Below are 12,424 nucleotides of genomic sequence, written 5' to 3' on the forward strand. Positions count from 1 at the left end.
GCCTCCGCGCTACCGCAGGACACCCCGCCGACGGCGGACGAGGAACGCGCCCGCCAGTAGAAGGAGCGCACCGAGCCCCGCGAGCAACGACACGGACGAGCCGTCCAGACCCGTCGTCGGGAGTCCGCCGCCACCATCCGGCGTCGGATCGGGCGTCGGATCGGGCGGCAGCACCGGGTAAACGTTCGTGATCGATGCGGTCTGGGTCGTCGGCGGCTCCGACCCCGGAGTCGAAGGCGTCGTGATCGTGACGATCTGACCGTCTCCGAGCCTGGAGGCTTCGCCGTGCGCCCCGACCGCGCCGGTCTCGGCGACAGCGCAGGTCGAACCCAGTGGGAGCCCATCGAGGCGCCCCTTCAACTGGCTCTGGTTCGAGACGCTGATGGCCCCGTCTGCCGGCAGCGCCAGCGGAACGCCCGCCACCGTGCAGTCGAGCTGGAAGTCGAACGCGTCGGGCGCACGACCGGTGTCACCCGCCACGACCTTCTGCACAGCGAGGTCGCCGTCGAGCAGCATGACTCCGGCCTGCACGGGGGCGACTGAGTACTCGCGGCCTCCGGCATCGGTCCCCACCGCACCCATCTGGTTCCAGGCGATCCCGCCCGCATCGGGAACAGCGATCGGGGCGAGGTCCGGATACGTGGCCGACTCGGGCACGTTCTGCGTCTCGTAGTGCAGAGACAAGACCTCACCGGGTGCGAACGAGCCGGCGGCGGTCCCGGTGAAGTCGATCGTGACGCGGATTCCGGTGACATCCTCCCAGGCTCCGCTGTAGGAGAGGACCGGGGTCCAGGTCGCCGTGGTGTCGCAGAGCAGGTCGTCGAACCAGGCGGAAGTGGATCCCGTCCCGACGCAGGGCGAAGCGGATGTCGTGACATCGAGCGTGAGCGTCGCCCCGGCGGGCAGCACGTTGGCCGAGAGCGAGTCCGGCAGGAGCACCGGCGCGTAGGTACTGTTGCGCGCCGCGCCGGTCGCGAGCAGCCGGTCGCCGATCCTCGGGAGGGGATCCACGAGCGACACGGTCTCGAAGCCGACCGTGCCGCTGTTCACGACCGAGAGTCGCCAGTCATCCGTCGCGCCCACCGCGGTGTAAGCGGCGCACGGCGTGCGGGTGTACCCGTCAGGATCGAGCGGGCACGCCGCGTCGGGGTTGTTGAGGTTCAGCTGACCGTCGACCAGGTCACCGTCGATCTCCCCCTTGACGTACTTGTACGCCGCGAGCGCTCCGCCGGGCGACGGCTGCACGTAGTTCGTCGTGCCGCACTGGTCGGCGGCGAGGTCGGGAACCGTACCCTCTCCATTGCCAGAAGCGTTCGTACAGGCGTCGAGCTCTTCATCCGTGGTGACGACGAACGTGTTGGTCGTGAACTGGTCGAGAGTGAGCCCTGGTGCGAGCACGAGGTTCACGGTGATGGTGAAGACCTCGCCGGGAGACATCCGGTCACCCCCCTCCGGCCACGTGAACGTCACGTTCTTGCCGGTGCCGTCGATCAGCGCCGACACGTCGGTGGACAGCGTTCCGCCCGCGGAAGTCTGATAGGTGGGCGGCGAGAAGTCCCAGTCGAGATACTCCGGGAGCTGATCGACGAGCTGATCGATCGTGACGAACCCGGTACCCGTGTTCGTGAACTGCAACGTCCACGGCAGGCTCGCACCGATGGAGACGACATGGCTCGTTCCCGGCTGGGACTTCACCACGTCGAGTTGATGCGTGCCGGGGTCGATGGCCAGTTCGGCATCGCCCTCGTCGTCTGCCGGAGCGTAGAGCCCGTCGAGTCTCGCGCTCTCCGCGGTGGCCGCGTTCGGGAGCGTGGTGGGCAGCGCCAGCGGGGCACCGTCGCGCTGCGTCGCCAACACGACGACATCGAAGGCCAGCTGGGCAGTCCAGTCGTCCGGTGGCGCGTTGCGGGAGAACACGTCACCGGCGGCGTTACGGAACACCGCCCGAAGCCCGACGACGGCGGACGGATCGACTCCCGCGGGGAGGGCGGCGGTCGGCGCGTATGCGCCCTCGACCCAGTTCGTCCCCACGCGCGCATCGATGCGCACTTGATCGGCACCTGCCGGGATCACGACGCTCAACGCCGGATCGGGCGCCAGCTGCACCGCGTTCCAGAAGTCGGCATCCGCATCGGTGATCGTGACCTGCTGCGTGGCCGCGGTCGAGGCTCCGTCCGTCGCATCCAGGGTCACGGTGACGGGATTCGCCAACTCGGTCTCGAGGATCGCATCCGGATCGATGGTCTTCGCGAGAGTCACGTCGAGGAGCGCACTGACCAACACGACCGTGTCGGTGGCCGTATCGTTCGGCGTCGACGCGGTGCCGGACGGCGTGAGGACCGGGTCGTACGACTGCGCGATCACGTCATTGGCGACGGTACCCGGCTCAACGAGCTGGCCGGCATCCGAGCGCTCATACTGCCGCACGCGGGTCTCGATCTGCACACCGAGGTTTTCGCCGGCGCGGATGCTGCCGCCCTCGGTCTCCGGAGCGATGCCGTGGAACACCACGCTCACGCCGACGACGGTCGTCAGGTCGCTCGACGCGAGCGCGGCCGCTGCCGTGATCGACAGTGTGCGCGTGCTCAGGGTGCCGTCGGCCGCACGGTCCCACAGCGTCACCGTGGAGGCTGCGGCGTCGACCTGGTCGGCGGGATAGGTGAAGACGAGTGACTGCACGTCGAGCCGCTCGTAGGGGTTGGTCGCCGCGTCGTAGTCGGCGCCATCGAAGGGGTCGTCGGCCCAGGCATCGGCCGCGCTCACGCACTGGTCGGCCGCGCCGGCAGCGCACGGGATCGGGTCGGTCACCCGTACGTACGAGGCGCGCGCGGTGCTGTCGTTCCTCGCGGCGATGTCGAACGTCACCGTCGGATAGTTCACCGGGTCCACGTCGGCCGACTCCGGGATCGTCACGGTCGAGGGCGTGACGGTCTTGTCCACCGAGACGAGCGGCGGCTGATCGATCAGGGTGATGTTGTCCTGCTCGGTATCGCTGCCGTTGCCTGCCGCCGAGGTCCAGTCCCCGCGGAGCGAGTTCCACACGATCCCGGCGTCGGGATCGTTGAAGGTCTGATCGGCGCTCACCCAGCGGTCGGTCGTCGCCGTCTCGTCGCGCACGACGTTGCGCAGCTCCCAGGTGAGGAAGGTCGGGCGGTACTGACCCACCGCCGAGGTGGCGAGACCGGAGCCGGGTTCGGGCCTCGTCGGGTCGGTGCTGGCGGCACGCGTGGCATCGTCGGGCGCATAGACGAGGCGCACACCGGTCGTACCGGCGGTCTGCTGCGGAGTGAGCGTGTAGCCGATGAAGCCGTCCGCGCCCATCCAGGAACCGCCGGGCGGAGAGATGGGCGCCCAGGCACCGTCGACGAACAACCAGACCTCGGTGATGTCGTCCCAGGCCAGCAGCGGATCGTCGGCGAGCGTGATGGGGTCGATGCTCAGCAGATCGAACGCCTGGAAGACGGTCGTCGCCGCACCTGCCGGATCGGTGTCGGGCGCGGTGGCAGGGTCAGTGAGGACGAGGGTGTTGATGCCGGTGGTCCCGGTCCGCCACTCATTGCGCGTGGAGACGATGTCGCCGGACTGCGCATCGAGGAAGTCGACATCAGTGGTCTTGTCGCCGCTCTCGACCCACCGCTTGTTGGCGTCGACGCCCGCCCCTTCACCCGTCGCGGGTGTCTGCACGCCGATCGTGTCCTGATCGGTGACGACGTCGCTGTCGATGCCGTCCGGGAGGCCGTCGACCTCGCCATGACTCTGCGCCGTGGCTTCGTTCTCGTAGACGGTGGGTCGCTGCGCCGACTGCTCGTCGGCAGGATCATCACGTGGATCCGTGGGCCCAGAGCCGTCACGAAGGTCGGTCCGCGCCTCGAAGACGAGGTTCGGTTCGACGCTGAACCCCTGCGAGAAGCCGTCAGGGTTGTCGAAGGTGAAGCGGATGCCCGTGACATCGGATGGCACGTCGGGTGGCGTCAGCGCGGCGGCGAACTCGGCGCGGCTCATCTGGAAAGTCTCTGCGGTCGCACCGGTGCTGACTGTGGCAAGTGTGACCCAGGTGCCGTCGGCGCGCTGGTACTCGGCGGTCGCCGTCGTGTTCGGCGGGACCTGGGTCGGGGCGATCGCCACGATGTCGAACGCGTTCCAGAAGTCGTCGACCTGATCATCGCGCCAGGTGTCCTCGACGACGATCTGGGTCGGGTCGACCTGCGCGACGCCCGTCTCGGTCGTGGCGGTCAGGCTCGCGACGACGCTGTTGCCCGGTTCCACCGCCCCGCCGGGGGTGATCTGCTTGTCGAGGGCGACGCCGATCTGCGGGAAGTAGACGGCGATGTCGTCGGCGGCGGAGTCATCGGCCGTTCCCACATCGTTCGTGGCCGTCACGTCGATCGTGTTCGTGCGCTGATGCGTCGGCACCTCGGTGCTGACCAGCGAGAGTGCGGGTTCGATCGCGACGTCGATCGTCGCCGCGGTGTTCGCCGGCATGTCTCCGGTGAACTCGATCACGAAACCAGTGACGGTCCCCGGCGGCGGGGTCGGAGACGCGGAATCGGCGAAGGGGACCGGTGCCTGCGCGACCCCGTCGATGTACCAGGTGATCGTCGCCGCTGTCGCTCCCGCGGGGTAGTCGATACCGGAGGGGAAGCCGCCGAAGACCATGTCCGCGTCGAAGAAGCTGAGGTCGGAGATCGTGAGGCTCTCCACCGGGCCGTTCGAGGTGTTGGTCGCGGTGAGCTCCGCGAGCGCCTCACCACCGGCTGCGAGCTCGGCGGGGGTGATCGTCTTTCCCGCGAGCACGTCGACCGTCAGGGGTCCGATCTCATACGGCGCGGTGGCGTCGTCGTTCGCCGTCGCGCCGCCGGGGGCGTTCACGGTGGAGGTGATGCTGTTGGTCACGGTGTCGCCGGTGGCGAGCGTGCTCCCGTCGTTGCGATCCGTCGACCGCTGGCCCACGGAGAACGCCGTCGAGGCAGCGGAATCGGACGCGATCGTGCCTCCGGAGTACGTCAGGCGGATACCGCCGACGTCCGCCGGATCGACGCCTGCGGGAAGCGCCGGGGCCGCACCCGGCGTTCCCGACTGCCAGCTCCACGTGCCTGTCCCCTCGTCGTACACATAGGCGTCGACCTGCACCGCCGTCGCCGCCGGCGGCAAGGTGGTGGCCCCGAATCCCTCGAAGTCGACGATGCGGAACGGGTTGTCTGCGGCCAGAGTCGTCGCCCCGTCGGCCGCCGTCGTCGGCTCCTGGATCACGAGCGTGTCGGCACCGATGTTCGACTGGTTCTGCGCGCCGATCGTGATCTCCGAGGTCTCTCCCGGATCGAACTGCTGCGAAGCCGGCGTCCAGCTCTTGCTGGCCTCGACCCCGATCACGGTGTCGACCGTGACGACCGCGTCGGCCGTGTCCGTGATCGTCGCCGGCAGATCGCCAGGACCGTTGTCCCAGTCCGCCGCCGCCGTGTTCGTGACGGTGTCGCCGTTGTACTGCCAATCCGCCGGCAGATCGAGGGGGACCCGGAGCACGAGGCTCAGCTTCAGCGTTCCACCCGCCTCGAGGCCTATCCCGCCGTCCACCGGCTGCTGGAAGACGACCTGGAACGTGCAGTCATCCGTGACCTCGACCGGTACGCCACCGTCTTCCACACATCCCTCGGAGGTGACGGTGAGCGGCAGGTCGGAGGGAGTGTACGAGGAGCCGACGAACTCGAATCCCGCGAACTCGGCCGGGAGGGTGTCAGTGAGCACGACGTTGAGACAGTCGACGTCGTCGCAGACCAGGTCGACGGTGTAGGTGAACTCGTCGCCCGGGCCGAGCGTGTCCTGCGTGTCCAGCCCATCGACGCGCTTGTCGATGCGGAGCGAGGACTCTGCCGCCTGTGCGGCGAGGGGCACGACGAGGCCGGCGCCGACGAGTGCGAAGACCGCGACGAGGGAGAGGAGGAACTTGCGCAACCGGTTCTCGGTGGGCCGTGACGTCATCGACATGGTGCTCGTTTCGTAGAGATGCCGCAGGGGCAACGAAGGAGTGCGGGCCGCCGACGCCGTCTCGATGGATCAGTGGTGAGGCCGGGCCGATGACCACGTGTTCATGTTCTGTGGAGTATAGGAGCGGGAGACGGTGCCCCTCTAGGGGCGCGGTCTCCCGCCTCACCCACCCGGGGTGAGAAGTTCGGAGCCACAGCGGTGATCGTCACACGCGCCTCGGGTCAGGAAGCTCGGAATGCCGATCGATACTGGCTCGGCGTCGCACCGAATGCGTGGCCGAAGTGCTGGCGGAAGAGAGCCGCCCCTCCGAACCCCGTCGTCGATGCCACTGCATCGACCGGGAGCGAGGTGGCCTCGAGCAACTCCCGTGCCGCCGCGAGGCGCTGGGCGAGCACCCACTTCGCGACCGTCGAACCCGTGCGGACGCGGAAAGCCCGAGTGAACGAGCTGCGGCTGAGATGCGCGCGGGCGGCGAGCACGTCGATCGACAGGTCAGCCTCGAGGTTCGCCGCACTCCACCGCATCGCCTCGTCGATCGGGTCGCCACCGGCCTCCGGGATCGGCCGCTCGATGAACTGCGCCTGCCCGCCGGCTCGATGCGGCGGTGCGACGATCCTCCGTGCGACGCGGTTCGCGACGTGCTGGCCTTCTCTCCGGGCGAGGAGGTGGAGGCAGGCGTCGATGCCGGCGGTGGCTCCGGCACCCGTGATGATCGCCCCCTCATCGATGTAGAGCTCGTCGGGTTCCAGCGAGACGCGGGGGAACCGCTCCCGGAACACTTCGGCCCACTTCCAGTGCGTGGTCGCGGTTCGCCCGTCCAACACTCCGCTGTCGGCGAGCGGAAATGCGCCCAGGCACAGCCCGACCAGCTCGGCGCCGTCGTCGCGCGCATCGCGCAGTGCGAGCGACAGCTCGTCCGGCGCCGCGCGGTCGGGCTCACCCCACCACGGCACCACGACGACGTCGGCACCGCGCACGGCTTCGAGCCCGTGTCGCACGTCGATGTCGAAGTCGGCGGAGGTACGGAGCGTGCCCGCCCGCAGGGCCGCGACCCGGATCGGCCACGGATCGATCTCACCGACGGGAGTCTCGCCACCCCACACGAGGGACGGGACGGAGAGGTGGAACGGGCTGATGCCATCCACAGCGATCACCGTCACGCGGGGAGCGCCCATGTGCGTTCCTTCCTCCCGTGCGATGCGGACGAGCCGATCATGGCGACACCTGACCCGAATCCTGCTGTTCAGAGGGGTTCGGGTCAACCAGACTACAGACGACCCCTGAGAGAGGACACCCGCCATGACCACGTCAGCCACACTCCGCACATTGAGCGGCATCGTCGACAGCCCTGCCGCGCTCGCGACCTCGACCGTCGTGCTCATCGACTTCCAGAACACCTACACTCGCGGCGAGATGGAGCTCGAGGGATGGGACGCGGCACTCGATGCCGCCGCCGACCTTCTCGCGAGGGCGCGCCGCGCGGGTGCGACCGTGATCCACGTGCAGCACGATGGCGGCGTCGGTTCGGCATACGACATCCGCGACGACATCGGCGCGATCCACGAGCGCGTCGCTCCGAACGATGACGAAGCGGTCGTCGTGAAGACGGCTCCGAACTCCTTCGTCGGCACCGAGCTGGGGGATCTCATCGACGCGACCGGCCACGAAGACGTCGTCATCGCCGGATTCATGACACACATGTGCGTCAACTACACGACCGAAGGCGCCTTCCTCCGGGGAAACCGTCCGACCGTCGTCGCTGCCGCCACCGCGACGCGGAGTCTCCCCTCGGTCGTCGGTGACGTGTCGGCCGCGCAGCTCCACCGCGCAGCCCTCGCCGGCATCGCCGACCTCTACGCGACCGTGGTTCCGACTGCTGCCGACCTCTCCTGACGATCCTGGAACGATTTCCCACGCGACGAAGGCCCGGCTCTCTGAGAGCCGGGCCTTCGTCGCACCCAGCGGCGATCTTTATTTTGAATGACTCAAAATAACGTGGTACGGTCGTAGGGAACCGAAAGACCGAATCGACCTTCCTCACGTCGACATCCGACAGCTCTCAGGGAAGCGTCCGGTCGGCAGATCGCGCGCCGTCCATCGGGGGCACTTCGCCCCAGGGATGTTTTGCGCGCTCATCGCGCATGATCTGGTGCACCCGCATCCGACTGCGCCCGGAAACAGAGGAGAGGAACCGCTGATGGAGGAGACCCGAACCGGCTGGAAGCAGAATCCGGTGTTCAGCTCGATGCCGCACTCGATGGGCCGTGGCTCACGTGAGGACATCGTCTGGGAGGCACTCGACCGCGTGAACGGCAAACCGGCACCCACGATGGGTGCCATGCAGGCCGCCATGGGGAACGAGGCCCAAATCCGCATCGTCCACGATGTGATCCGCGCCTACCTCGACGCGCACGGCCTCCGTGACACCAGCGAGCTGGGTGCGCGCGCCGGGAGGTCGGCATGAAGAGGAGGGCCGAGGCGGAGCTGACCCTGCACATCCGCTCTTCCGAGCTCTGCAGCCTGCCGACGGCGCCGCTGGGTGCCGATCAGTTCGTCGCGCAGCTCAGCTCGGTCGGCCTCGGCAGCGCCTCGTACGTCGTCGGGCGTCGTGATCCGCGGACACCCGAATGGATCGTGCTCGACTACGCCGCAGGTGGGCACGAGCGAGTGTGGCGGCAGACTCGGCCCCACTCGGACGGCGTCCTCACCTATGCCCTCGTCGAAGACGATTCCTCGAGCGGCTACGTCACCGTCGCGTGACGCAGGGCGAGCAGCAGGGTCTAGGACGAGGGTCACCCCTAGAGCACGACCACCGACCCGGAACGTGAGCGAGCAGCCCGGAACGCGACGGCACCCAACGCGCCCGTTGCCAGGATGCGCGTCAGGATCATCACGTTGACGACCAGGATCATCGCGTTCTGGTCGGACACGCCGCCCGACATGATGGCGACCTCCATCAGAGACCCCAGAACCACCGCGGCGAGCGCGATCGCGGGAACGAACCGCCAGGGCTTCACCAACGGACTGCGAAGCACCCCGGCGACGATCGCACCGCTCAGCCCCAGCTCGACGAGGGCGTTCACATAGAACGGCGCCGCCGAGGCGAAGTCGAATGAAGCTGCCAGCACCGGCGGCCCCACGGGGAGCCAGGCCGCGAGGAGGAAGAGGGAGACGATCGCGGCGTTCGGCAGCTGAACAGTGCCGTCGCGGCGCGCGGCACCGACACCGGCTGCAACGAGCGCGAGGCTGAAGGCCACGGTCGCCGTGGTCGAGATCACGACGAGAACGTCCACGACGAGAGAGCCGGGAAGGCTGCGGAACGCGACCAGCAGCGCCGAGACGATGAACAGCGCTCCCGATGCCAGCCACCACGGCGACCACCGCGACGATGCGCCTTCGATCGCGATCACCGGAGAATCAGGTCCACTCATCACTCACCGCTTCATTGCTCAGGGGCAACTCCTGCCTCCACCTTCTCAGATGCCCGAGGCAGCAAGGGAAGGGATAACGGCTCGGCGGCATGGCAACCTGGGTCATGCACCCATCCGTCTTCGAACACCGAAAGCGTCGTGATCTCCGTTGAGTATCCATGTCACGGACGTCGATCCGCAGAACACCGCTCGTCTGGTCCAGTGGAACGGAATCCTCCGTGACGGCTACTCGGTCGGGCGTCAGAAGGTGTGGTCCCGCAGCGACGATGCGACGCGCCTGCAGTTCCAGAAGCCGCATCCGACCCGCCGCTCGGTGCTGCTGCTCGCCGAGATCGACGGGGTTCCGGTCGGCGCAGCCGAAGCGCACGCGCATCCCGGCGAACCGGCCGACGCCGAGATCGCGGTTCTCGATGCCTTCCGCCGCAGCGGGGTCGCCCGTGCGCTGCTCGCTGCCGTCCGGGACGCACTGCGCGGTACCGCAACGCTGATGCGCACCGAGACGTACTCCGATGTCGGAGTCGCTTTCGCGCGTTCCGAGGGGTTGCGAGTCGGCGTTCGCGAAAGCCGGCAGGTGGTCGACCTCCCTCTGTCCGAGGGCGCGTTCGACGGACTCCCGGGTGCTCCGTCAGATGTCGAGGTTCTCTCGTGGGTGGGTGCGTGCCCCGATGAGCTGCTCGACGGGTGGGCTCGGCTTCGCTCTCACATGTCCGACGACGTGCCGATGGGCGACCTGACCCGCACCGCCCTGCCCGCCGATGTCGAGGCCGTGCGCCGGAACGAGGAGCGCATGTCCGAACAGGGATATGCCCTGGTGCGGAGCCTGGCCCGCGTAGACGGGGAAGCCGTGGGCTACACCGAGATCCTCCTCTCGCGGCCGGATCCGAAGATCGTGCTTCAGGACGACACCTTCGTCGAGGAGCGCGTTCGTGGTCGCGGCATCGGCCGCGCGCTGAAGATCGCCAACCTCCGCCGACTCGAGAGCGTCCCGGAGAGCGCCGGCTCGCTTTTTCTGCAGACCTACACGGCGCTGACGAACGAGCCGATGCTCGCGCTCAACAGATCCATCGGGTTCGAGGAGGCAGACGTGCTCACCGTGCTCGAGGGCCCGCTGGGCTGAGACCCGCACGACGCGCGGGTGCCCTCACTTCACGACGCGGGTGTTCCGGCTCGTGAGCCGCGTTCCGTCCGCGCCGACCGGCTCCGGCGCAGTCACTGGAGCTCCCATGGCGTCGATCAGAGTCGAATGCGTCTCCCCGTCGCGGAAAGCATGCCCCTCCCCCCAGTGCCGAAGGGCAAGGACGATGGGGAACAGGTCCTCGCCATCGGGGGTCAGCTCGTAGAGCTTGCGTTTGCCGGCCGGCGCATCGACATGAGTCATGAGCCCGTAGCCGACGAGTCTGCGCAGGCGGTCGGCGAGTATGTTGCGCGCGATGCCCGTGCGCTGCTGGAAGTCGGTGAATGAGCGGGCACCGTCCATCGCGTCCCGGATGATCAGCATGCTCCACCGATCGCCGATGAGGTCGACTGCCCGGCCGACCGGGCAGCTCGGATCGGTCCACTGCGGGAGTCCGACGGGTTCGCTCATGACATCTCCAAGAGTTGCGATTTGAAACCATTATCCCCTACGGTTCATTCGGTAGCAATCTGCAACCAAAGGAAGAGCGTGAACCTCAAGACGAAGACTCTGCTGGCTGTCATCTGCGCGGCCGCCGTCGCGACCGTGTACGCCGCGCAACCCATGCTCGCCGAGATGGGGCGCGACCTCGGAGTATCGACCGAGGCGCTGGGCTGGCTCGTCTCGGCCGGACAGCTGGGTTATCTCATCGGGCTCGTCCTGCTTGTCCCTCTCGGCGACCGGCTGGATCGACGACGGCTGATCGCCCTCCACCTCGGCCTCGTGGGAATCGGCATGGCTGTGGTCGCGACCGCCCCGACAGCATGGGTGGCCTACGTCGGGTTGGCGTTCTCCGGACTCTTCGCGGTCGTGGTGCAGACGACCGTCGCCTACGCCGCGGCCGTGTCCGAACCTGCGGAGCGAGGGCGAAATCTGGGATTCGTGACATCCGGCGTCGTGGTCGGCATTCTCGGCTCACGTCTGATCGCCGGCGCGCTCACCGACACCTGGGGGTGGCGAAGTGTCTACGTGGCCCTGGCGGTGGCGACCGTGGCGCTGGGAGCTCTCGCCCTCCTCGCTCTTCCGATCGACGTCCGCCCGCCCGTCCGCCGCTACGCGGATCTCGTCCGAGGACTCGGTCGCCTGCTCGCCGAACCCGCCTTCGTCAGCCGCGGTGTGATCGCCTTCTTCCTCTTCGCTTCGTTCGGAACGCTCTGGAGCGGGCTGGCGCTTCCCCTGGCCGAAGCGCCCTGGCACCTCACCGAGACCCAGATCGGGCTCTTGGGTCTGGCCGGTCTCGCCGGCACCCTGGGTGCCGTCCGTGCGGGCCGCTGGGCTGATGACGGCAAGGCGAATCGCATCACCGGGCTCGCGCTGGTCGCCCTGATCGCCTCCTGGGCGTTGATCGGTCACCTCTCCTGGTCGCTGATCCTGGTCGTCGTCGGCATCGTCATGCTCGACTTCGCCGTGCAGGCCGCCCACGTCAGCAACCAGCACATCCTGACCACGCTGCACCCCGATCGGGTGTCGACGACCGTCGGCGGATACATGATCTTCTACTCACTGGGATCCGCCGTTGGCGCTGCCACGACCACGCTCGTCTTCAGCATCTCGGGGTGGGTGGGGTCCGCGTTCCTCGGTGCGGCCTTCGCCGCCGCGGGTCTCGTCGCCTGGATCCTCGGCATCACTGCCCTGCGTCGCGCATTCGAGAGCGGGATTGGGCGTCCGCCGGCCGCCGTGGGGACGGCGGCCAACGAACGAAGCGCAGCACCCGTCGATGCGCGATCTTGGGGACGATCGCTGTGACGGTGGGGACCGTCGGGAGTGCTGTGCTGTCGCCATCAGAAAGGCGACAATCAAACGGTATCCGTGATCCGTCCGTCGCGGTGAAATATCA

The 12,424-nt window shown here is 68.1% G+C and carries 9 protein-coding genes; 5 read left to right on the forward strand and 4 right to left on the reverse strand.

What is annotated here, in order from left to right; all coding sequences use genetic code 11:
- Window positions 1-9 precede the first annotated feature (9 nt).
- A complete protein-coding gene (locus ACIQTX_RS01315) occupies window positions 10-5,976 on the reverse strand; it encodes an LPXTG cell wall anchor domain-containing protein (RefSeq protein ID WP_402967888.1) in 5,967 nt (1,988 codons plus the stop codon).
- Between the two features lie 227 nt (window positions 5,977-6,203).
- Complete coding sequence (locus ACIQTX_RS01320; protein WP_402967891.1) at window positions 6,204-7,157, reverse strand: GlxA family transcriptional regulator; 954 nt, start codon at window positions 7,155-7,157, stop codon at window positions 6,204-6,206.
- Window positions 7,158-7,281: 124 nt separating this feature from the next.
- Between ACIQTX_RS01320 and ACIQTX_RS01325 the strand changes: the two genes are divergently transcribed.
- The 3 genes from ACIQTX_RS01325 to ACIQTX_RS01335 all read left to right on the forward strand — a co-directional run bounded on the left by ACIQTX_RS01325 (window position 7,282) and on the right by ACIQTX_RS01335 (window position 8,742).
- Window positions 7,282-7,875, forward strand: a complete 594-nt coding sequence (locus ACIQTX_RS01325; RefSeq protein ID WP_402967894.1) for an isochorismatase family protein — start codon at window positions 7,282-7,284, stop codon at window positions 7,873-7,875.
- A 304-nt stretch (window positions 7,876-8,179) separates the two neighbouring features.
- Window positions 8,180-8,446, forward strand: coding sequence for a hypothetical protein (locus ACIQTX_RS01330; protein WP_028501241.1), 267 nt, complete (start codon window positions 8,180-8,182; stop codon window positions 8,444-8,446).
- Window positions 8,443-8,742, forward strand: a complete 300-nt coding sequence (locus tag ACIQTX_RS01335) for a hypothetical protein (protein ID WP_402967897.1) — start codon at window positions 8,443-8,445, stop codon at window positions 8,740-8,742. The genes ACIQTX_RS01330 and ACIQTX_RS01335 overlap by 4 nt, the downstream gene beginning before the upstream one ends.
- A gap of 38 nt (window positions 8,743-8,780) precedes the next feature.
- Here the strand turns inward: ACIQTX_RS01335 and ACIQTX_RS01340 are convergent, their stop codons facing one another.
- A complete protein-coding gene (locus ACIQTX_RS01340; RefSeq protein ID WP_402967900.1) occupies window positions 8,781-9,413 on the reverse strand; it encodes a hypothetical protein in 633 nt (210 codons plus the stop codon).
- A gap of 148 nt (window positions 9,414-9,561) precedes the next feature.
- Here ACIQTX_RS01340 and ACIQTX_RS01345 point away from each other — a divergent pair, with 148 nt between their 5' ends.
- Window positions 9,562-10,530 (forward strand): GNAT family N-acetyltransferase, encoded by a 969-nt coding sequence (locus tag ACIQTX_RS01345; RefSeq protein WP_402967903.1) that lies wholly within the window; start codon window positions 9,562-9,564, stop codon window positions 10,528-10,530.
- A 24-nt stretch (window positions 10,531-10,554) separates the two neighbouring features.
- Here ACIQTX_RS01345 and ACIQTX_RS01350 read toward each other — a convergent pair whose 3' ends face one another.
- Complete coding sequence (locus ACIQTX_RS01350; RefSeq protein ID WP_402967906.1) at window positions 10,555-10,998, reverse strand: winged helix-turn-helix transcriptional regulator; 444 nt, start codon at window positions 10,996-10,998, stop codon at window positions 10,555-10,557.
- A gap of 78 nt (window positions 10,999-11,076) precedes the next feature.
- Here ACIQTX_RS01350 and ACIQTX_RS01355 point away from each other — a divergent pair, with 78 nt between their 5' ends.
- The gene (locus ACIQTX_RS01355; RefSeq protein WP_402967909.1) at window positions 11,077-12,333 is read left to right on the forward strand and encodes an MFS transporter; all 1,257 of its coding nucleotides are present in this window, start codon (window positions 11,077-11,079) and stop codon (window positions 12,331-12,333) included.
- Window positions 12,334-12,424: the final 91 nt, after the last annotated feature.

The organism is Microbacterium sp. NPDC090281 (assembly GCF_044769635.1).
Taxonomy (GTDB): domain Bacteria; phylum Actinomycetota; class Actinomycetes; order Actinomycetales; family Microbacteriaceae; genus Microbacterium.

Coding starts and splice junctions, on each gene's coding strand:
- ACIQTX_RS01315 (WP_402967888.1), bottom strand. CDS start 5,976: ATGACGTCACGGCCCACCGAGAACCGGTTGCGCAAGTTCCTCCTCTCC.
- ACIQTX_RS01320 (WP_402967891.1), bottom strand. CDS start 7,157: ATGGGCGCTCCCCGCGTGACGGTGATCGCTGTGGATGGCATCAGCCCG.
- ACIQTX_RS01325 (WP_402967894.1), top strand. CDS start 7,282: ATGACCACGTCAGCCACACTCCGCACATTGAGCGGCATCGTCGACAGC.
- ACIQTX_RS01330 (WP_028501241.1), top strand. CDS start 8,180: ATGGAGGAGACCCGAACCGGCTGGAAGCAGAATCCGGTGTTCAGCTCG.
- ACIQTX_RS01335 (WP_402967897.1), top strand. CDS start 8,443: ATGAAGAGGAGGGCCGAGGCGGAGCTGACCCTGCACATCCGCTCTTCC.
- ACIQTX_RS01340 (WP_402967900.1), bottom strand. CDS start 9,413: ATGAGTGGACCTGATTCTCCGGTGATCGCGATCGAAGGCGCATCGTCG.
- ACIQTX_RS01350 (WP_402967906.1), bottom strand. CDS start 10,998: ATGAGCGAACCCGTCGGACTCCCGCAGTGGACCGATCCGAGCTGCCCG.